Consider the following 17,065-nt stretch of genomic DNA (forward strand, 5'->3'; position numbering starts at 1 on the left):
TGCAGGCGAGCGGCTTGGCCGCCTTCCTGCGCGCGCCGTCCGCTGGTCGTGGCGCAAGTGCTGGAGGGCTGAAGCAATGCAGGAGCAGATGCGGCGGGATACCGCCAGCACCGGCACGCGCCACGGTGTACGCGGCTGGTGCCCGACGGCATGGCGGCCGATGATGGCGGGCGACGGGCTGCTGGTGCGGGTGCGTCCGTCGCTTGGCCGGATGAGCCGGGAACAGGCGATAGGATTTTGCGAGGCGGCGCTTACCCTTGGCAGTGGCCATATCGACGTCACGAACCGCGCCGCCTTTCAGATCAGGGGCGTGCCGGAGGCTGACCATCGTGCGCTGATGGAGCGATTGATCGCTATTGGGCTCGCGCATGCCGATGAGGAGCGAGACGCTCACGTTCCTATACTGATCAACCCGGATTGGCATGAGGGCGATGATAGCGCGCTGATTGCGACGGAACTGACGGCGCGCCTGCGCGAACTGCCGGACCTTCCCGCGAAGGTCGGCTTCGCGATCGACGCTGGCCCTGCCCCGGTGCTGAGCGACGCGTCGGCCGATTTCAGGGTGGAACGGGCCGCGAGCGGCGCGCTGATCCTGCGGGCGGACGGGCGCATAAAAGGTACTCCGGTCAACACGGCAGACGCGGCGGAAGGGTTGATCCGCATGGCCCATCGGTTCGTGGCAAGCGGCGGCGTTCAGGCTGGCCGCATGGCGCGGCACAACGCCCCGCTGTCTGAAGAGGCGATCGAGGCGCCCGCCCCGGCACGTTCCCGCGCCGTCGCTTTGGCCGCTACGCCCGGCCCCTTTCATGCCGCGCCCTTCGGCCGGATCGAGGCGGCGGAACTCCTCGCCATCATCGCCGATGACGCGCGTGCGGTGCGGGTCACGCCATGGCGAGGGTTGGTGCTGGAGGGCAGCGGCGCACCTGCCGACGATCCGTCCGACCCGCGCCTTGCCGCCGATGCCTGTCCGGGCGCTCCAGCCTGCCCGCAGTCGAGCGTCGCCACCCGTGAACTTGCCGCCCGGCTCGCGCCCTATGTGCCGGGGCTGCATGTGTCTGGATGTGCCAAGGGTTGCGCCCGGCCTTCACAAGCGGCGGTCGTCCTGACCGGGCGAGAGGGCGTCTTCGACCTTGCCTTTAATGCGCGCGCGGGTGCGCCGCCGCTGCACGCGGGCCTGTGGCCTGATCAGATATTCGCCCATTTCGGAGCCCATTGATGCCGCATCTTTATGAAACAGACGGCGCGGAAATCTATCGCCAGTCCTTCCGCATGATCCGCGCGGAATCGGCGCTGGACCGCTTCTCCACCGAGGAAGAGCGGGTTGCCGTGCGGATGATCCATGCGGCGGGCATGGTAGGTCTGGCGCCGCATATTCGCTTCTCGCCGGGATTTGCCAAAGCCGCGATCGCCGCGCTGGAGGCTGGCGCGCCGATCCTGTGTGATGCGCGAATGGTGTCGGAAGGGATCACGCGCGCCCGCCTGCCTAATGGCAACGCCATCATCTGCACCCTTAACGATCCACAAGTTCCAGACCTCGCCCGGTCGATGGCGAACACCCGGTCGGCGGCCGCGCTAGAATTGTGGCGCCCCCGTCTGGCCGGAGCGGTTGTCGCGATCGGCAACGCTCCTACCGCGCTATTCCACCTGCTCAACATGCTGGAAGACCCTGCATGTCCGCGTCCGGCGGCGATCGTCGGCTGTCCTGTCGGTTTCGTCGGCGCGGCGGAATCGAAACAGGCGCTATGGGAAAGCCAACCCGTGCCCTGCTGCATCGTGGAAGGACGGCTAGGCGGCAGCGCGATCACGGTCGCGGCGGTCAACGCTCTCGCGAGTGCGGCGGAATGAGCGGGACGATCCATGGCGTGGGGCTCGGTCCCGGTGCACAGGACCTGATGAGCGTACGCGCGGACCGGCTGATCCGCGAGGCGCGCCACATCGCCTATTTCCGCAAGCCCGGCCGTCACGGCCATGCTCGGAAAATCGTGGATGGGCTGTTGCGCCCGGATGCGGTCGAATATGCGATGGAATATCCGGTGACGACCGAAATTCCGGTAAGCGATCCGCGCTATAATCAATGCCTGTCGGCCTTTTACGCCGAATGCACCGCACATCTGCACGGCTTGGTGGAGGCGGGCGAGGATGTGGTCGTGCTCTGCGAAGGCGATCCCTTTTTTTACGGCAGCTTCATGCATTTGCACAGCCGCCTCTCTCCGCTCGCGCCCGTCCGGATCGTGCCCGGCATCACTGGCATGTCAGGCGCCTGGACCGCGAGCGGCATGCCGATCAGCTGGGGCGACGATGTGCTGACCGTGCTGATGGCGACCTTGCCGGAAGAGGAGCTGGCGCGGCGCATCCGTGACAGCAATGCGTTGGTCGTCATGAAGATCGGCCGCAACCTCGCCAAGCTGCGCCGCGCGGTGGAGGCGGCGGGCAAGGACGACTGCGCCTGGCTGGTCGAATATGCGACCATGGCGGATCAGAAGATCACGCCATTGGGGCAAGCGCAGGCGGTCACCAGCTATTTTTCCATCCTGTTGATCCATGGTCAGGGACGGCGGCCATGAGCGGATGGGTAGCGGTGGCGGGCCTTGGTCCGGGCGCTGGCGCACTGGTGACGCCGGAGGTGACGGAAGCATTGGCCGAGGCAACCGATCTGGTCGGCTATGCGCCTTATGTCGCGCGGGTGGCGGATCGCGCGGATCTGGTGCGCCATGCATCGGACAATCGGGTTGAGCTGGACCGGGCAGCGCATGCGCTGGAACTGGCGGCGGCGGGGCGGCGCGTGGTGGTGGCGTCCTCTGGCGATCCCGGCGTGTTCGCCATGGCGTCCGCGTTGTTTGAGGCGCTGGAGGCCGGGCCGCGAGCTTGGCGCGCGATCGACGTTCGTGTGCTGCCGGGCATCACCGCCATGCTCGCCGCCGCCGCGCGGGCGGGCGCGCCGCTGGGCCATGATTTCTGCGCAATCAACCTGTCGGATAATCTGAAACCATGGGCGCTGATCGAACGGCGGCTGCGCCTTGCCGCGCAGGCCGATTTCGCCATGGCATTTTACAACCCCCGGTCGAAGGCGCGGCCTGATGGCTTTGCGCGCGTGCTCGATCTGTTGCGGGAGGAATGCGGCGGGGATCGGCTGATCCTCTTCGCTCGCGCGGTATCGACGGCGGAGGAGCAGTTGCGCGTCGTGACACTGGCCGAGGCGGCCCCTGAAATGGCGGATATGCGCACGATGGTGATCGTCGGGTCAAGCCGGACGCGCTTTATCGAAGGAGCGCCTCGCCCGATCCTCTACACGCCACGATGGGCCGAATGATCGACCCACGCCAGCACATCGCCGATGTCATGGACGGCTCGCGCCTGCGGCATGGGCGGGCGATCGATCATGATGACCGGCAGGCCGAGCGCTCGCGCGGCGTCGATCTTGGCGCGGGCACCCTCCCCTCCCGCATTCTTTGCGACGACCAGATCGATGCCGTGATCCCTCATAAGGGCAAGGTCACCCGCTGGTGTGAAAGGGCCACGATCCACCAGCAAATGGTGGCGCAGCAATGTGGGCGGCGCATCAGGCGCATCTACGAACCTCAACAGATATTGATGCTGTGGCTGCGCGGCGAAGGCTTCGACATGCATCCGACCCAGAGCGAGCATCACGCGCCGGGGCGGGCCATCGAGCGCGCGGACGGCGCTGGCGATATCAGGGACGTGGGTCCAGCGGTCGCCGTCCACTGCCTGCCATTCCGGACGGGTGAGCATCAGATGGGCGACATCAGAAGCACGCGCGGCGGCGGCGGCATTGGCGCTGATCGCAGCGGCGAAGGGATGGGTGGCGTCGACAAGGTGGGTGAAAGCCCCCGCCTTCAGGAACGCCGCCAAGCCGTCAGCGCCGCCAAAGCCGCCGACGCGGATCGGCACCGGCTGTGCACGGGGATTGCCGGTGCGCCCGGCATAGCTCAGCGTCGCCTGTTCGCCGCGCTCGGCCAAGGCTCTGGCGAGCGCGCTCGCTTCCATGGTGCCGCCAAGGATCAGGATGTTGCGCATGGCGACTGAAGTTCCCTGGCTGACGATCATCGGCATAGGCGAGGACGGGGCGGAAGGCTTGTCCGACACCGCACGCGCGGCGCTGGAAGAGGCGCGCCTCATCATGGGCGCTCCGCGCCAGCTGGCGCTGCTGCCACCCCTTAAAGCGGAACGGCTTAACTGGCCAGTGCCATTCGATGATGGGGTAGAGGCCCTGCTTGCCCGGCGTGGAAAGCCGACGGTGATGCTGGCGTCGGGCGATCCCTTCTGGTTCGGCGCTGGCATCAGGGTTTCGCGGCATCTGACGCCCGGCGAGTGGATTGCGCATCCTGCACCATCGACCTTCTCGCTGGCGGGTTCCCGTTTGGGCTGGGCGTTGCAGGATGTGACCTGCCATGGCCTCCACGCCGCGCCGCTCGATCGGTTGAGGCCCATGCTTGCGCCGGGACGCCGCGCGCTGGTGCTGCTGCGGGATGGAGCGGCGGTGCAGGCACTTGCCGCCTATCTGGCAGAAACAGGCTTTGGCGCGTCAAAGCTGCACATCATGGAAGCCCTCGGTGGACCGCGCGAGCGTATCCGGTCGGAGGAGGCTGACAAGCTCGCCTTCGAAGATATCGCGCATCCCGTGGCGGTCGGCGTTGAAATTTCGGGCGACGGCGAGGCGATGCCATGTGCAAGTGGCCTTGCCGACAGCTGGTTCGAACATGACGGGCAGATCAGCAAGCGGCCCGCCCGTGCGTTGACGCTGTCGGCGCTCGCCCCGCGTCCTGGCGAGACATTGTGGGATATCGGAGCGGGATCGGGATCAATCGCGATCGAATGGCTGCTAAGCCATCCGTCCACGCAGGCGCTGGCTTTCGAAGCTGACCCAGTACGCGCCAAACGCGCGGTGGCCAATGCGCGGCGGTTGGGCGTGGATCGGCTCCTGCTGGTCGAGGGACGCGCTCCGGCGGCGCTGGCAGGACGGGTACGGCCCAACGCGATCTTCATCGGCGGCGGTCTGAGCGATGCATTGATCGAAACGATCATCGCTTTGCCAGGCGAGCGCACAAGGCTGGTCGCCAATGCGGTCACGTTGGAATCGGAAGCGCTGCTGGCGCGCTGGCATGAGCGGCTGGGCGGCGAGTTGCTACGGATCGAGATGGCCAGCGCCGCGCCGATCGGCACCCGGCGCGGGTGGAAAGCCGCCTATCCGCTTGTGCAGTGGAGCGTCACGCTATGATCGTGGCGGGTTTCGGCTGCCGCAGCGGGGCTAGCGAACGGTCCTTGCAAGCGGCGCTCGGCGCGCATGGCGAAGCCGTCGCGGCGCTGGCGACGCTGACGCATAGGCAAGCGCTGCTCGCTCCCCTCGCCAGCGCCTTGGGTCTACCACTAATCCTTGTCGATCCGGCGGCGGTCGCGGCGGTGAACACGCCAACCCAATCCGCCGCCAGCCTCGCCGCCCATGGCACCGGCAGCGTGGCCGAAGCCGTCGCCCTCATCGCCGCAGGCCCCGGCGCGCAATTGGCCGCATCCCGCATCATTTCACCCGATGGCCAAGCCACCTGCGCGCTTGCCCGAGGAGTATCGTCATGACCGTCCATTTCATCGGCGCTGGCCCCGGCGCGCCCGACCTCTTGACGCTACGTGGCCGCGACCTGATCGCGGCCTCCCCCGTCTGCCTCTATGCCGGGTCGCTCATACCCCGGGCGCTGCTCGACCACTGCCCGGCGGGCGCGCGGATCGTCAACAGCGCGCCGCTGACACTGGACGAAATCATCGCCCTCATCGCAGAGGCGGATGCGGCGGGCCAGGATGTCGCCCGGCTGCATTCAGGCGACCTGTCGGTGTGGTCGGCGATGGGCGAGCAAATCCGCCGTCTCAAGGCGCTAGGCATCAGCTATACGGTGACGCCGGGCGTCCCATCCTTCGCCGCCGCCGCCGCCGCTCTAGAGGCGGAACTGACGCTGCCGGGGCTAGGCCAGTCGCTGATCCTCACGCGCACGCCAGGCCGGGCAAGCGCCATGCCCCCAGGCGAAACGCTGGCGGCCTTCGGCGCGACGGGAGCGACGCTGGCAATCCATCTTTCGATCCATAATCTGCCGCAGGTGGTGGCAGACCTCGTACCGCTCCATGGCCCAGACTGCCCGGCGGCGATCATATGGCGAGCGAGCTGGCCCGATCAACGCGTGGTTCGAGGAACACTCGCCACCATCGAAGGTCTGGCGGCAGGCGGCCCGGAGCGGACGGCCATAATTCTTGTCGGGTCGGTGCTGGGCGACACCGATTTCGCAGAAAGCCAGCTTTACGCGCCCGGTTACGACCGGCGATTTCGGCCAGCGACGGCGGACTCCCCCTTCGCCGGATCGGGTGAATGACGCCTGGCCTCCTCATCGCCGCACCGCGATCGGGATCCGGCAAGACGGTCATCACATTGGGGCTGCTCCGATCGCTGAGACGCCAAGGCGTGGGCGTCCAGCCCTACAAATGTGGTCCGGATTATATCGACACGGGATTTCACCGGCTGGCGAGTGGGCGGTCTTCCTTCAATCTCGACAGCTGGGCAATGGATGCGGCCATGCTCCACGGTCTCGCCGGTGAAGCGGCGGACGCAGAGCTGATCGTCGCGGAAGGCGTGATGGGGCTGTTCGACGGCGCGCCAGCACGCGGGGCGAGCGGCAACGGCAGCAGCGCCGACATAGCCGCCTTGCTGGGCTGGCCTGTAATCCTGATCATCGACGCGTCGGGGCAGAGCCAGTCGGCAGCCGCCATCGCCCAGGGATTCCGCACGCTCCGCCCCGATGTCGGCGTGGCAGGCGTCATCATCAACCGTGTCGCCAGCCCGCGTCACGAAGCGATGATCCGGCAGGCGATGGAGGACATCGCCATGCCAGTGCTGGGCGCTATCCCAAGGTCGCCTGCCCTCGCCATTCCCGAACGGCATCTGGGGCTTGTTCAACCGAGTGAGCAGGGAGAGGCGGACCGGATGATCGACGCCATCGCAGACCTGATCGAAGCGCATGTCGATGTTCCAGTTCTCCAGGCGGCAGCGGACGCCCTCCCGGCCCTGCCTCCTGCCGCTTATCACTGTCCGCCGCCGGGGCAGCGTGTCGCGTTGGCACAGGACGCGGCCTTTTCCTTCACCTATGCCCATATGCTGAGTGGCTGGCGCGCAGCCGGGGCGGAGATCATTCCCTTCTCCCCGCTGGCCGACGAAGCGCCCGATCCTGTGGCCGACGCCGTCTGGCTGCCCGGCGGCTACCCCGAACTGCATGCGCCAAGGCTTGCGCAGGCGAGCCGCTTTCTGAACGGCCTGCGCAGCCATGCAGAGGGTCGGCCGATCCATGGCGAATGCGGCGGCTATATGGTGCTGGGGCAGGCGATCATCGATGCGCAGGGGCAATCCCATGCCATGGCGGGACTGCTCGGCCTGGTTTCCAGCTTTGCAGAGCGGCGCTTGCACCTGGGCTATCGTCAGGCGCGGCTGCTGGCGCCGATGGGCGGCCATAATTCAGGCGCGCCACTGCGCGGGCATGAATTTCATTATTCGACCGTCGTCGAACAACCGGACGAGCCGCTCGCTCATGTGACTGACGCGATGGGCGTGCCGGTGGCCAGCAGCGGTTCGCGCCGGGGCCGGGTGACGGGCAGCTTCTTCCACTTGATCGCGAGTGCCACATGATCCACCTGTCGCTCATTGGTATCGGGACAGGTAATCCCGATCATCTGACACGCGCCGCTATCCGCGCGATGAACGCGGCGGACCTCATCCTGCTGCCGCACAAGGGTGAAGCAAAATCCGACCTTCTCGACCTGCGCCGCGCCATATGTGCGGAGGTGCTGACCCGGCCCGTGCGCATCGCAGAGTTCGACATGCCCAGCAGAGAGGAGCAGGGCATGTATGTCGATGTGGTTATGGAATGGCATGACGCGATCGCCGCAATCTGGATGGAACAGATCGCCCGGAACCTGCCCGATGGCGGCACCGTAGCGCTGCTCGTCTGGGGCGACCCTTCGCTCTACGACAGCAGCCTGCGCATCGCCGAGCGGCTAGGTCCCTCCGTTGAGATAAGCGTCGTTCCAGGCATCACCAGTATTCAGGCGCTGACGGCCGCGCATGGCATTTGCCTCAACCGCCTGGCCGGCCCGGTGCTGATCACCACAGGCAGGCAGTTGCGCGATCACGGCTGGCCGAACGGCGTGCGGGACATCGTCGTAATGCTCGACGGACATTGCGCCTTTCAAACGCTGGAACCGGAGCATCTCATGATCTGGTGGGGCGCCTATCTCGGCATGGAACATCAGGCGTTGGCAAAGGGGCCACTCGCGCTGGCAGGACCAAAGATCATCGAGCGCCGCGCAGCATTGCGGCAGAAGCATGGATGGATCATGGACGTCTTTTTGCTGCGGCAGGACGCCTGACGATTCAGGATCAGGCGGCCGGAACTCTCAACTCGATCATTGGCTTGCTGATCATCGGTCCACTACCGTCGATCGAACCCATCGCAGCGCGGCGGCGAAATTCGGCGGCCATGGCCTGATGCATGGTTCGCGCGGACGCGTCGGCGGTCGTCGCCGCCAATTGCTCATGCATCCGCGCTCTTTCCAGGCATTCCTGTGCATTGAGGGCATGTGTCATGAAAATGCTCTCCTGCTAAAGGTTTCGAGCCAATCCCAAGCGGCGCAGGGCGCGGCCAGCCAAGGAAGCCACTTACGAAACCCGGCGGAATTTACGCCTTTCCGCAGAGCTTTGGAAATGGAATCTTCTTGTTGCCGTTGGGCCTGCCGCCGCCGCGCACCGCTTCAGCCGATCCATCCCTGTTGCGGTTGGCAGCGATGGCTTTTCAACTCCTTGCGGCTCTCGCCATGCACCTCGCTCAGGGCGACTTCGTAGCCCCACAGATTGGCCAGGCTTTGCAGCACCATCGTCGCGTCCGAAGCGTCCAGCACCACGCCGTCATTCACCACATGCTCCAGCATCAGCGTACGGTCGCCAGCCAGATCGACATCGACCACCTGGATATCGGGCTCCTGCCGGGCAATGTCATATTCGCGGGCGAGCGCGCGGCGAATACGCCTGTAGCCGCGCTCGTCATGAATGGCGTCGACGCGCAGTTCCGACTCGCCTTCATGGTCGAGGAGCTTGAAGAGCCGCCACTGGCGTATGAGATGAGGACTGAGGAACTGCGAGACGAAGCTTTCGTCGCGATAGTTGATCCAGATGTCCTTTAGCACCTCTACCGGATCGCGTGACCCGGCAATGTCGCTGAACCACTCGCGATCCTCCGCAGTCGGGTCCATGCAGATCCGCTCGATGTCGGACATGATGCCAAAGCCCAGAGAATAGGGATTGAAGCCGCCGAAATGGCCGGAATCGAATGTTGGTTGATAGACGACATTGGTATGCGACTGGATGAACTCCATGAACGCGCCATCGGTAATCCAGCCGCGATCATGCAGGATCGTCATGATGCGATAATGGGTATAGGTCGCGCAGCCCTCGTTCATCGCCTTGGTCTGGCGCTGCGGATAGAAATATTGCGCGATCAGCCGGACGATCCGCAGGATTTCCCGCTGCCAGCTTTCGAGGCGCGGTCCGGTCTTTTCCAGGAAGTAGAGGATATTTTCCTGCGGCAGCCCAAGCGCTGCGCGGCGTTCGTCCGACGGCACGGCCGCCGCCTTCGCGCCCACCGGCACCGTGCGCCAAAGGTCGTCATAGATGCGGTCGCGATAGGCTTGCCGTTCTGCCTCACGCTCGGCCTCCGCCCGCATGTCGCGCGGGCGGATGCGCGGATAGCGGTGGACCCCCTGGTTCATCAGGGCATGGGCGGCGTCCAGCACCCGCTCGACCGCGAGTTGCCCGTAGCGCTCTTCGCATTGCGATATGTAGCGCTTGGCGAACTCCAGATAATCGAGAATGCCCTCCGCATCCGTCCATTGACGGAACACATAATTATTCTTGAAGAAGTGATTATGTCCAAATGCCGCATGGGCAATCACCAGCGTCTGCATGGTGGCGCTGTTTTCCTGCATCAGATAGTTGATGCACGGATTGGAGTTGATCACCAGCTCATAGGCAAGGCCGCGAAGTCCCTTGCGGTACAGCATTTCATTGGTCACGAACTGCTTGCCGAATGACCAATGTTTGTAGAACAACGGCATGCCGATGGACGAATAGGCGTCCAGCATCTGCTCGGCACTGATGATCTCTATCTGGTTGGGATAGATGTTGAGCTTCATCTCCTGAAGCGCGATCGGCTCCACCGTATCATAGATGCGGTTGATCAGCGAAAAGTCCCAGTCGCTGCCGGTGAACAGCGGAGCGGGAGCAACCGACGCCATCAGGTAGAGGCCCTTTCACCCACGCCGCGCCGCTGGAAAAGCTCGCGGAAAACGGGATATATTTCCCGGCGATGCGACACTTTTCGCATCGTGAATTGCCGATTGGCCTGCGAAACCGGCAGATAGGCGTCCCACAAACCGGTGGTGGAGGTCGCGGACTCGATCGAAGCAAACTCCTCGCGACCGACCTCCAGATAGGCAAAATATTGGCAGAAGGGCAGGATTTCGTCCTGCATCAGGCCGACCACCCGGGCATTGTCGGATGCCAGCGTGTCGCCGTCAGAAGCCTGCGCCACATAGATGTTCCAGTCGGTGGGACTATAGCGGTCCTTCACCACCTCGATCAGCTTGTCCAGCGCGCTCGACACCAGCGTACCGCCGGTTACGCTACTATAGAAAAAGGTCTCCTCATCCACCTCCGCCGCGCGGTCAGTATGATGGATGAACACCACCTCCACATGCTCATAACAGCGCGACAGGAAGAGGTGCAGCAACGCGAAGAAGCGCTTGGCAAGGTCCTTCATATGCGCGGTCATGGAGCCAGACACGTCCATCAGGCAGAACATGACCGCTTGGGCGACCGGCCGGGGCACGGGTTCGAAACGGCGGAAGCGCAGGTCCACCGGGTCGATATAAGCAATGAGGTTACGGCGGCGGATGATGTGCGCCCGCTCCTCCCGCAGCCGTTCCAGCGCAACGTCATCATCCGGCAGAGGCACCGCGCGCCCCTCAATCTCGGCAATGGCATCTTCAATGCGGCTCAAGTCACGCCCACTCGGGCGGCGCAGCGCGATACGGCGGGACATCGCCTTTTGCATCGTGCGCGGAACCGAAAGATTGGACGGGTTTCCGATGGTGGCGTAACCCGCGCGGCGTACGCCCTCGATCTTGCCAGCGACCAGCTTCTTCTTGGCCATGTCGGGCAGTTCCAGGTCTTCCAGGAAAAGATCGAGAAACTCCTCCCGGCTGAGCGCGAAACGGAAGTCGTCCTGATCCTCGCCCTCACCCGGCTGAGACCCACCGCCACCACTACCATCCGGCCGCTTGATCCGGTCCCCTTCCAGAAATTCGCGATTGCCGGGCAGCACCCGTTCCCGATTACCGCCCTTTTCCGCCCGGTGCAGCGTGGGCTCATGGATCGCGTCGCGGCGGATTGTCACCTCGCCTTCTCCGGCCAGGTCCTTGATGCTGCGATCCTTCAGGCTGTCACGCACCGCCTGACTGACATAGGCTTTCGCTCTCCTCAGGAACCGTTGCCGGTTTACCAGGCTCTTGCCCCCCGGGTTCAGCCGTCTGTCGACTATGTGCATGGTGGCCACTGCGCTGTCACGAAGAGGGCGCCTCCATCTGTCTATCCCGCCTGCTTGACCCTGATATACCATTCGACGAGCCGCCGGACCTGCCGCTCGGTATAGCCGCGCTCGACCATGCGGGCGACGAACTCGTCATGCTTGCTGGCGGTATCGCCATCCTTCTTAGACCCGAAGCTGATGACGGGCAAAAGGTCCTCGACCTGGCTGAACATCCGCTTTTCGATGACTTCGCGGATCTTTTCATAAGAGGTCCAGCTGGGATTGCGCCCGTCATTGCTGGCCCGCATCCGCAGGGCGAATTTCACAACCTCGTTCCGGAAATCCTTGGGATTGGCGATCCCGGCGGGTTTTTCGGTCTTGGTCAGCTCCTGATTGATGACTTCGCGGTCGAGAAGCTGCCCCGTGTCCGGGTCCTTGAAATCCAGATCCTCTATCCACGCGTCGGCATAGGCGACGTAGCGATCAAACAGGTTCTGGCCATAATCATTGTAGGATTCCAGATAGGCTTTCTGGATTTCGTTGCCGATGAATTCGGCATAGCGCGGCGCCAGTTCGCCCTTGATGAACTCCAGATATTTGGCCTCGACGTCGGCGGGGAATTGTTCCTGCCGGACCATCTGTTCCAGCACATACATGAGATGGACCGGATCGGCGGCGATCTCGCTACTGTCATGATTGAACGTCGCTGATAGCGCCTTGAAGGCAAAGCGCGTCGATGTGCCGGACATGCCCTCATCCACGCCAGCGGCGTCGCGATACTCCTGGATGCTCTTGGCGCGCGGATCGATTTCCCGCAGCATTTCGCCATCATAGACGCGCATCTTGGAATAAAGGTTGCTGTTCTCATGCTCCCGCAGCCGGGTAAGCACCGAAAAGCGCGCCAGCATGTCCAATGTGCCCGGCGCGCACGGAGCCTTGTTCAGGTCGGACTCGCGCAGCAGCTTTTCATAGACGTGCCGCTCCTCGGTCGCCTGCAAGCTATAGGGCACCTTGATGACGTAGATACGGTCGATGAAAGCTTCGTTATTCTTGTTATTCTTGAAATTCGCCCATTCCGATTCATTGGAATGGGCCATGATGATGCCGTTGAAGGGGATAGCGCCGATATTCTCGGTGCCGATATAATTGCCTTCCTGAGTCGCCGTCAGCAGCGGATGCAGCATCTTGATCGGCGCCTTGAACATCTCGACAAACTCGAGCATGCCCTGATTGGCGCGGTTAAGACCACCCGAATAGCTGTAGGCATCGGGATCGTTCTGCGACAGCATTTCCAGCTTCCGGATATCGACCTTGCCGACCAGCGAACTGATGTCCTGATTATTCTCATCACCCGGCTCGGTCTTCGCGATCGCGATCTGCCGCATGCGCGACGGCATCAGGCGGATGACCTTGAACTGGGAGATATCGCCGGAAAATTCATCCAGCCGCTTGCGCGCCCATGGGCTGATCATGCCGGTCAGCCGGCGGCGGGGGATGCCGTAATTATCTTCGATGAAGGCGCCATGCTGTTCCGCATCGAACAGGGCGAGCGGGCTTTCGAAGATGGGGCTGATCTCGTCCCCAGCCTTCAGCGCATAGATAGGGTGCGCCTCCATCAGCGACTTCAGCCGTTCGGCGAGCGAGGACTTACCGCCGCCCACAGGCCCGAGCAGGTAGAGGATCTGCTTACGTTCCTCGAGGCCCTGGGACGCGTGGCGCAGGAAACTGACGATATGCTCGATCGTCGCTTCCATGCCGTAGAAGTTCGCGAAGCTTTTATAGCGGCGAATGGTGCGGTTCATGAAGATCCGGCCGAGCCGCTGGTCGCGGGAAGTATCTATGATCTCCGGTTCGCCGATCGCCGCCAGCAGGCGTTCCGGTGCTGATGCGTGCATGAGAGGATCATTGCGGCATCCCAGCAAATAATCCTCGATCGACATTTCGGCTTGACGCCGTTCGTCAAAATTCCGCGTGAAGCTCGAAAACAGTTCGTTTTTCGTCACTGACGACTCCCGCCGCAGTAGTCATGTTACGAATATAATACGCACGAGACTGCAAAAACAGGCCCTTGCAGTTGGACAATTGCAAAATTTTTATTCCTGCACATCCGAATAGTTCGCAATAAGGAACCGGCAGGCAGACATGTTTCCGCGCCGTTCCGCTCCAAAGGGGAGGGCAGCGCGCGGGCAGCGGTCAAAAGCCTCTAACAAGGACCGGCAAAAAGAGGGTATAAGGAAACGGCTTGGGAAAGACGTTTCGCCAGGCAGCAGCATATGGAGAGATGCGATGACATCCATTCTGCTTCACATCCATGACGATAGCGGCATGGAAAGCCGATTGCAGGCCGCCTGCGACATTGCCCGCGCAACGGACGCGCATATTCACTGCGTTCAAATCACCGCCATGCCCAATCTGGTGGCGGGGGATGTCTATGGCGGGGCGGCCATGGCGCCATCGATCATGGCGGAATTGCACGAAATCGACATGCGGATGCGGCAGCGGCTCGAGCAGCGGCTTCATCGTGAGGGCGTGAGTTGGAACTGGCGGCACGCCGATGGCGATATCGTCAGTGGTCTGTTGTCCGCCTCCCCCCTGTGCGACTTCATGGTCGTGACCCTGCCGGGCCGTCCCCGCCGCGACATGAGCGATCCGCTGGATCTTGCGGCAGATCTGGCGATAGGCGGGCGCACGCCAGTCCTTGCCGTGCCGGATGCGGCGCGGGGCGTCATGATCACGGGCCGCGCGCTCGTCGCCTGGGACGGCTCGCGAGAAGCTTCCGCCGCACTCCGGCTGGGTGTGCCGCTGCTGAAACATGCCGGTGAAGTGCATGTGGTGACGGTCGAGGAAGCGGGCAAATACCCCTTCCCGGCAACGGATGCGCCAGAATATCTCTGCCGCCACGGCATCAAGTCACAATTTCATAGCTGGCCGCAGGATGGCCGCACCGTGGAAGCGACTTTGAAAGCTGCGATCGGCGTGCTGAAGCCGGACTGGATGGTGATGGGCGCTTTTGGACATAGCCGCTGGCGGGAGCTTGTGTTCGGCGGCGTGACGCGGACGATGCTCCGCGACGCACAGGTTCCCTTGTTGCTGGCGCACTGACCGTCCGCAGCCATCCGGCCCTTTGGAAATTGCGCCAGATCGGACCTTTCCCTTCAATGGCCGGGCGGACCAAATGCCGTTGCCACCGACGCTTCACATAAAGCAGCGGGTCAGAGGTTAACGCGCGGCAATCTTTGCCCATCCGATCCCCTCAAATCGGCGGCATCTCCGATCCCATGTCCGTAGCGTAAAGCATAATATCCCCTTCGAAACAGGATCTTGTCTGTCCCGGCGACCCGCTTTGCGTGGACGCAAGATCAAGGGGGAATTGATGCATTGGGGATGGAAAGCCAGGATCATGATGGTGGCAGGGACGCTGTGCGCCCTGCTGTTCCTGATGCTCGGCATGCGGGAAATGCAGCGGTCCTCCGCCGCCGAAATCGCGCCTGACCAGTCGGCCCAACACATATCGCCGCAGCCGGTGGTCCTTGCGGCTGCTGCACGGCCAATCCGGACCGGCGAGACGATCACCGCCGCCATGATCCGCAATGCCATGGCCGACCCTGCGCGCCATCCCGCTGCCGCCACGCCTGCCGAACTGATTGGCAAGGTCGCCACCCGCACGATTGCGGCAGGCGCGCTCATCCCGCGTGATGCGGTCGGCGGCGAGGAAAAGCTCGCCATCCGCGTGCCGGTTGGCATGCGGGCAATCAGCATAGACACCACGGCGGAGATCGCCGTCGCAGGCCTGGTCCGCCCCGGTGACCGGGTGGACGTGCAGGTCGTCTATCCCGGCGCAGACGCCATCAGCGGCGCGCGCGGAGCAGGGCGCAGCCGTGCCCAGACATTGTTGCAGATGGTCCAGGTGCTTGCAGTGGGTGACGCGGTTCTTGGCACCGCTCCTCCTTCCGGCGCGAAGGACGCCTTGTCCGCAGCGCCAGTCCCCGCACGAACGGTGACGCTGGCGCTCAACCCGGAACAGGTCTCCACCCTGTCACTCGCGAAAAGCACCGGCGCGCTCACTCTGTCGCTGCGCAACCCCGTAGACAGCGAGCAAGTGGCAGTCGCGCCCGCAAGCTCCAGAGGCCCTGATCCAACCCCGGTCGCCGCAACGCTCCCGGCGCAAGCCCTGACCGCGCCCATGCAGGCACGTCCCGCCCCCGCCCCGCGGCAACCCATAGAGCTGGTCATCGGCGACCGGCGCGAAACCATCTATTCGGGGAGCGCCCAGCGTTGAAGTGCATCCACGCCCTCGCAGCAGTGCTTGCCATGACTGCTCCCGCAATCCTGCGCGCACAGGAACAAAGGCCGCTTGCCATCCAGCAGAAGCGCACGCTCAGCTATCCGCGCCCCATCGGGAGGATCGAGGTGGATCGCGATGACGTGATTTCGGTCACCGCGCCTACCGCGCGGTCCTTGAGCGTGACTGGCATCGGCGCGGGAAGCGCGACGATCAGCGTCTTTGGAAGGGACGGTACGCTGATGGCGGAGACGCGCTTCGCCATATCGCCGCCAACCGCAAGCGCCCGGGAGCCGGGCGCTCTTGTCGGCCCCCGCATCGTCGCAGGCGAGCAGGTCGTCGCCGTCGATGTGCAGTTCGCCGCCGTGTCCTCCTCTACCCTGAAGGCATTGGGGTTCAACTTCTCAAAGCTCAGCGGCGACATACAGGGCGCGGTCGTATCGCCCAGCAGCTTCAAGAGCGCCAGCTTCGCGCCCGTTGGCTCATCACTCGACGCCAGCGTCCCGATCCAGAACGCGTTCAACCTGTTCCTGTCCGCACCCAATCGCGGCATCAATGCGGTGCTGAGCGCCCTCTCCTCCAACGGGCTGTCCGAATTGCTGGCCCAGCCCACCCTGTTGGTGCGCTCCGGCGAACAGGCGAGCTTCCTTGCTGGCGGCGAGATTCCCGTGCCCGTGCCGCAGGCGTCGGGAACCGGCAATGCCATCTCCATCCAATATAAGGAATTCGGCGTCCGCCTGTCCGTCACCCCTTTCGTCCTGTCGCCCGATCAGATCGTGCTGAAGATCGCGCCGGAAGTCAGCGAACTCGACTATAATAGCGGCGTCCAGTTGCAGGGCTATGTCGTGCCGGGCCTGCGCCGCCGGTCGGCCGAAACCACGGTAGAACTCGGCAGCGGCCAGAGCTTTGTGATCGCAGGCTTAAGCTATTCGAGCCAGTCGACAACGCGGGAGAAGACGCCGCTGCTGGGCGACATCCCGGTGATCGGCGCCTTCTTCCGGCGGCAACAGATGCAAAAGGAACGGCAGGAACTGGTGATCGTCGCCACCCCCCGCCTGGTAGGACCGGTGCAGGCGAAGGACATCCCCGCATTGCCCGGATCGCTGCTCGACACGAAAGACCCGGTCGTGCCCTTCGGCGTGGTGAGGCCATGACC

The 17,065-nt window shown here is 63.8% G+C and carries 17 protein-coding genes; 12 read left to right on the forward strand and 5 right to left on the reverse strand.

All coding sequences use genetic code 11. From position 1 onward, the window contains the following. The first annotated feature begins 160 nt into the window (after window positions 1-160). Genes MU848_RS00080 through cobJ form a run of 4 tightly spaced genes read left to right on the forward strand, consistent with a single transcriptional unit; the run spans window position 161 to window position 3,310 of the window. Window positions 161-1,216, forward strand: coding sequence for a cobalamin biosynthesis protein CobG (locus MU848_RS00080; RefSeq protein ID WP_247229428.1), 1,056 nt, complete (start codon window positions 161-163; stop codon window positions 1,214-1,216). Next, the gene (locus MU848_RS00085) at window positions 1,216-1,845 is read left to right on the forward strand and encodes a precorrin-8X methylmutase (protein WP_247229393.1); all 630 of its coding nucleotides are present in this window, start codon (window positions 1,216-1,218) and stop codon (window positions 1,843-1,845) included. The genes MU848_RS00080 and MU848_RS00085 overlap by 1 nt, the downstream gene beginning before the upstream one ends. Beyond that, complete coding sequence (cobI, locus tag MU848_RS00090) at window positions 1,842-2,564, forward strand: precorrin-2 C(20)-methyltransferase (RefSeq protein WP_247229394.1); 723 nt, start codon at window positions 1,842-1,844, stop codon at window positions 2,562-2,564. Before MU848_RS00085 ends, cobI begins: the two co-directional genes overlap by 4 nt. Next, window positions 2,561-3,310 carry a precorrin-3B C(17)-methyltransferase gene (gene cobJ, locus MU848_RS00095; protein ID WP_201516730.1) on the forward strand — a complete coding sequence of 250 codons (750 nt, stop codon included), beginning with the start codon at window positions 2,561-2,563 and terminating at the stop codon, window positions 3,308-3,310. The genes cobI and cobJ overlap by 4 nt, the downstream gene beginning before the upstream one ends. Here cobJ and MU848_RS00100 read toward each other — a convergent pair. After that, window positions 3,286-4,035, reverse strand: a complete 750-nt coding sequence (locus MU848_RS00100) for a cobalt-precorrin-6A reductase (RefSeq protein ID WP_247229395.1) — start codon at window positions 4,033-4,035, stop codon at window positions 3,286-3,288. The genes cobJ and MU848_RS00100 overlap by 25 nt on opposite strands. Between MU848_RS00100 and cbiE the strand changes: the two genes are divergently transcribed. From cbiE to cobF, 5 genes are read left to right on the forward strand one after another with little or no spacing between them, the layout of a single operon-like run. Continuing rightward, a complete protein-coding gene (gene cbiE / locus MU848_RS00105; protein ID WP_247229396.1) occupies window positions 4,034-5,236 on the forward strand; it encodes a precorrin-6y C5,15-methyltransferase (decarboxylating) subunit CbiE in 1,203 nt (400 codons plus the stop codon). The two genes, MU848_RS00100 and cbiE, sit on opposite strands and share 2 nt — an antisense overlap. Next, a complete protein-coding gene (locus MU848_RS00110) occupies window positions 5,233-5,589 on the forward strand; it encodes a cobalamin biosynthesis protein (protein ID WP_247229397.1) in 357 nt (118 codons plus the stop codon). Before cbiE ends, MU848_RS00110 begins: the two co-directional genes overlap by 4 nt. Beyond that, window positions 5,586-6,371 (forward strand): precorrin-4 C(11)-methyltransferase, encoded by a 786-nt coding sequence (gene cobM / locus MU848_RS00115; RefSeq protein WP_247229398.1) that lies wholly within the window; start codon window positions 5,586-5,588, stop codon window positions 6,369-6,371. Before MU848_RS00110 ends, cobM begins: the two co-directional genes overlap by 4 nt. Beyond that, entirely contained in the window at window positions 6,368-7,675 is a 1,308-nt protein-coding gene (locus MU848_RS00120; RefSeq protein ID WP_247229399.1) for a cobyrinate a,c-diamide synthase, read from the forward strand. The genes cobM and MU848_RS00120 overlap by 4 nt, the downstream gene beginning before the upstream one ends. Then, window positions 7,672-8,415: a precorrin-6A synthase (deacetylating) gene (gene cobF / locus MU848_RS00125; protein WP_247229400.1), complete on the forward strand. Its 744-nt coding sequence runs from the start codon at window positions 7,672-7,674 to the stop codon at window positions 8,413-8,415. Before MU848_RS00120 ends, cobF begins: the two co-directional genes overlap by 4 nt. A 10-nt stretch (window positions 8,416-8,425) precedes the next feature. On the opposite strand, the gene MU848_RS00130 is transcribed toward cobF, so the two are convergent. The 4 genes from MU848_RS00130 to MU848_RS00145 all read right to left on the reverse strand — a co-directional run bounded on the left by MU848_RS00130 (window position 8,426) and on the right by MU848_RS00145 (window position 13,630). Further along, a complete protein-coding gene (locus MU848_RS00130) occupies window positions 8,426-8,632 on the reverse strand; it encodes a hypothetical protein (RefSeq protein WP_097093378.1) in 207 nt (68 codons plus the stop codon). A 164-nt stretch (window positions 8,633-8,796) separates the two neighbouring features. Next, the gene (locus MU848_RS00135) at window positions 8,797-10,335 is read right to left on the reverse strand and encodes a SpoVR family protein (protein WP_247229401.1); all 1,539 of its coding nucleotides are present in this window, start codon (window positions 10,333-10,335) and stop codon (window positions 8,797-8,799) included. Beyond that, complete coding sequence (locus MU848_RS00140; protein WP_247229402.1) at window positions 10,335-11,645, reverse strand: YeaH/YhbH family protein; 1,311 nt, start codon at window positions 11,643-11,645, stop codon at window positions 10,335-10,337. Before MU848_RS00140 ends, MU848_RS00135 begins: the two co-directional genes overlap by 1 nt. A 41-nt stretch (window positions 11,646-11,686) precedes the next feature. Further along, window positions 11,687-13,630 carry a PrkA family serine protein kinase gene (locus tag MU848_RS00145; protein ID WP_315862397.1) on the reverse strand — a complete coding sequence of 648 codons (1,944 nt, stop codon included), beginning with the start codon at window positions 13,628-13,630 and terminating at the stop codon, window positions 11,687-11,689. Between the two features lie 283 nt (window positions 13,631-13,913). On the opposite strand from MU848_RS00145, the gene MU848_RS00150 reads away from it, so the two are divergent. From MU848_RS00150 to MU848_RS00160, 3 genes are all read left to right on the forward strand, one after another. Further along, complete coding sequence (locus MU848_RS00150; RefSeq protein WP_097093374.1) at window positions 13,914-14,729, forward strand: universal stress protein; 816 nt, start codon at window positions 13,914-13,916, stop codon at window positions 14,727-14,729. Between the two features lie 241 nt (window positions 14,730-14,970). Then, a complete protein-coding gene (gene cpaB / locus MU848_RS00155) occupies window positions 14,971-15,906 on the forward strand; it encodes a Flp pilus assembly protein CpaB (protein ID WP_315862398.1) in 936 nt (311 codons plus the stop codon). Between the two features lie 32 nt (window positions 15,907-15,938). Further along, window positions 15,939-17,063 carry a type II and III secretion system protein family protein gene (locus MU848_RS00160; protein ID WP_097093373.1) on the forward strand — a complete coding sequence of 375 codons (1,125 nt, stop codon included), beginning with the start codon at window positions 15,939-15,941 and terminating at the stop codon, window positions 17,061-17,063. Window positions 17,064-17,065: the final 2 nt, after the last annotated feature.

It is taken from the genome of Sphingobium agri, assembly GCF_023051225.1.
Classification (GTDB): domain Bacteria; phylum Pseudomonadota; class Alphaproteobacteria; order Sphingomonadales; family Sphingomonadaceae; genus Sphingobium; species Sphingobium agri.

Excerpts from the sequence above, each read along its gene's own strand:
- cobJ (WP_201516730.1), top strand. The coding sequence starts at position 2,561 with ATGAGCGGATGGGTAGCGGTGGCGGGCCTTGGTCCGGGCGCTGGCGCA.
- cobF (WP_247229400.1), top strand. The coding sequence starts at position 7,672 with ATGATCCACCTGTCGCTCATTGGTATCGGGACAGGTAATCCCGATCAT.
- cobM (WP_247229398.1), top strand. The coding sequence starts at position 5,586 with ATGACCGTCCATTTCATCGGCGCTGGCCCCGGCGCGCCCGACCTCTTG.
- MU848_RS00140 (WP_247229402.1), bottom strand. The coding sequence starts at position 11,645 with ATGCACATAGTCGACAGACGGCTGAACCCGGGGGGCAAGAGCCTGGTA.
- MU848_RS00130 (WP_097093378.1), bottom strand. The coding sequence starts at position 8,632 with ATGACACATGCCCTCAATGCACAGGAATGCCTGGAAAGAGCGCGGATG.
- MU848_RS00160 (WP_097093373.1), top strand. The coding sequence starts at position 15,939 with ATGACTGCTCCCGCAATCCTGCGCGCACAGGAACAAAGGCCGCTTGCC.
- MU848_RS00120 (WP_247229399.1), top strand. The coding sequence starts at position 6,368 with ATGACGCCTGGCCTCCTCATCGCCGCACCGCGATCGGGATCCGGCAAG.
- cbiE (WP_247229396.1), top strand. The coding sequence starts at position 4,034 with ATGGCGACTGAAGTTCCCTGGCTGACGATCATCGGCATAGGCGAGGAC.
- MU848_RS00135 (WP_247229401.1), bottom strand. The coding sequence starts at position 10,335 with ATGGCGTCGGTTGCTCCCGCTCCGCTGTTCACCGGCAGCGACTGGGAC.
- cobI (WP_247229394.1), top strand. The coding sequence starts at position 1,842 with ATGAGCGGGACGATCCATGGCGTGGGGCTCGGTCCCGGTGCACAGGAC.
- MU848_RS00100 (WP_247229395.1), bottom strand. The coding sequence starts at position 4,035 with ATGCGCAACATCCTGATCCTTGGCGGCACCATGGAAGCGAGCGCGCTC.
- MU848_RS00085 (WP_247229393.1), top strand. The coding sequence starts at position 1,216 with ATGCCGCATCTTTATGAAACAGACGGCGCGGAAATCTATCGCCAGTCC.
- MU848_RS00080 (WP_247229428.1), top strand. The coding sequence starts at position 161 with ATGATGGCGGGCGACGGGCTGCTGGTGCGGGTGCGTCCGTCGCTTGGC.
- MU848_RS00110 (WP_247229397.1), top strand. The coding sequence starts at position 5,233 with ATGATCGTGGCGGGTTTCGGCTGCCGCAGCGGGGCTAGCGAACGGTCC.
- MU848_RS00150 (WP_097093374.1), top strand. The coding sequence starts at position 13,914 with ATGACATCCATTCTGCTTCACATCCATGACGATAGCGGCATGGAAAGC.